A 1729-nucleotide genomic window follows, 5' to 3' on the forward strand; every position below is an offset into this window, starting at 1 on the left:
GCACGGTGCTGGCCGAAGGCTTGAAGGTGCCGGCGTTCAATCTGTTTCCTACCCATCGCTCCTACGATTCGCCGACCCTGGCCGGGCCTTTCGCTCAATTGACCACCGCCGCCATCGATGCCGGCATCGCCCGTGCCGCGTTGCGTGACACGGTGCAGTTCGTCCGGCAATTCGCCCGTCCATGGATCGATGCCGGGGTGGAAAACGCCAGTGAAGACCCGCTGACTATCATCCAGGTCGGCGCGCTGGATATTCGCCTGGAAGCGGCGGAAGCCTTGCTGGAGCGGGCCGGAAAGGCCCTGGACGCCGCGCGCCCGGCACCCGATGAAGACAACGTTGCCCACGCCTCCCTGGCTGTCGCGCGAGCCAAGGTACTGACCACTGAAATCGCCATTGAAGCCAGCAACAAGCTCTTCGAACTCGGCGGCACCCGCTCCACCCTGAAGAAGCACAACTTCGACCGTCACTGGCGCAATGCACGGGTGCATACCCTGCATGACCCGGTGCGCTGGAAGTATCACGTGGTGGGCAACTGGCTGCTCAACGGCGCCAAGCCACCGCGTCACGATTGGTCTTGACCCATGGCCGAGCTGTTTAAAAACATCTATTGGGCCGACATCGGCCAAGCCTGCCTGGAAACCCTGAGCATGCTCAGCGCGGCCCTGGGTTTTACCGTGCTGCTGGGGTTGCCGCTGGGGGTGCTGTTGTTCCTCACCGGCAAGCGCCAGTTGCACGAAACCCTGGTGGTGTATCGGGCGCTGTCGGTGGTGGTCAACGTGCTGCGCTCGCTGCCGTTCATCATCCTGCTGATTGTGCTGATCCCGGTGACCACCCTGCTGGTGGGCACCTCCCTGGGCGTGGCCGGTACGATTCCGCCGTTGGTGGTGGGCTGTACGCCGTTCTTTGCGCGGCTGGTGGAAACCGCCTTGCGCGAAGTCGACCGTGGCGTGGTGGAGGCCACCCAATCCATGGGCGCCAGCACCTGGCAGGTGATCCGCCACACGCTGTTGCCGGAAGCCCGGGGCGGGCTGCTGGCAGCGGTCACTGTCACCGCGATTGTGCTGGTGGACTACACCGCCATGGCCGGGGTGATCGGTGGCGGTGGCCTGGGCGACCTGGCTATCCGCTACGGCTATCAGCGTTTCCAGACCGACGTGATGGTGGTCACCGTGTTGCTGCTGTTGGTGCTGGTGCAGGCCCTGCAGATGACCGGTGACCGTTTGGTGGCGCATTACAGCCGCCGTTGATTCCTATAACTAATGCCTTCGGAGCAACCATGAAAAAATCCCTGGCCATCTTGGCCGCTGTCTTGTCCTTCAATGCCTTTGCCAACGAGACGCTGGTCGTCGGCGCCACGCCCGTGCCTCACGCCGAGATCCTCGAGTTCGTAAAGCCGGTGCTGGCCAAGGAAGGCGTGGANNNNTGGTGCTGCTGGACGAAGCCGGCCTGATCAAGCTCAAGGACCCGAGCAACACCCTTGCCACGCCGCGGGATATCGTTGAAAACCCCAAGCACCTGAAAATTCGTGAACTGGAAGGTGCGTTGCTGGCCCGCTCGGTGAGCCAGGTGGACCTGGCGTTCGTGTTTGCCAACTACGCCCTGGAAGCGGGGATCGACACCAACAGCGCGTTGATCGTCGAGAAGGGCAAGAGCCTGTACGTGGAGTACCTGGTCGCGCGCCCGGACAACATCAATGACCCTGGCATCCAGAAACTGGCCAAGGCGTTGA

At 62.8% G+C, this 1729-nt stretch carries 2 protein-coding genes and 1 pseudogene; all 3 read left to right on the forward strand.

Translation table 11 applies throughout. The annotated features are described in order from the left end of the window. On the forward strand, positions 1–578 hold a 578-nt coding region (locus HX786_RS31205; protein ID WP_256735352.1), incomplete at its 5' end, for an acyl-CoA dehydrogenase family protein. A gap of 3 nt (positions 579–581) precedes the next feature. Then, positions 582–1247: a methionine ABC transporter permease gene (locus HX786_RS31210; RefSeq protein WP_008430846.1), complete on the forward strand. Its 666-nt coding sequence runs from the start codon at positions 582–584 to the stop codon at positions 1245–1247. Positions 1248–1276: 29 nt separating this feature from the next. Continuing rightward, a pseudogene (locus tag HX786_RS31215) lies at positions 1277–1729 on the forward strand (MetQ/NlpA family ABC transporter substrate-binding protein); the annotation flags it as partial.

The sequence above is a fragment of the Pseudomonas sp. 21615526 genome (genome assembly GCF_013386245.1).
Taxonomy (GTDB): Bacteria; Pseudomonadota; Gammaproteobacteria; order Pseudomonadales; family Pseudomonadaceae; genus Aquipseudomonas.

Bases quoted from the DNA above. Each gene is read 5' to 3' on its own strand.
- HX786_RS31210 (WP_008430846.1), top strand. From the start codon at position 582: ATGGCCGAGCTGTTTAAAAACATCTATTGGGCCGACATCGGCCAAGCC.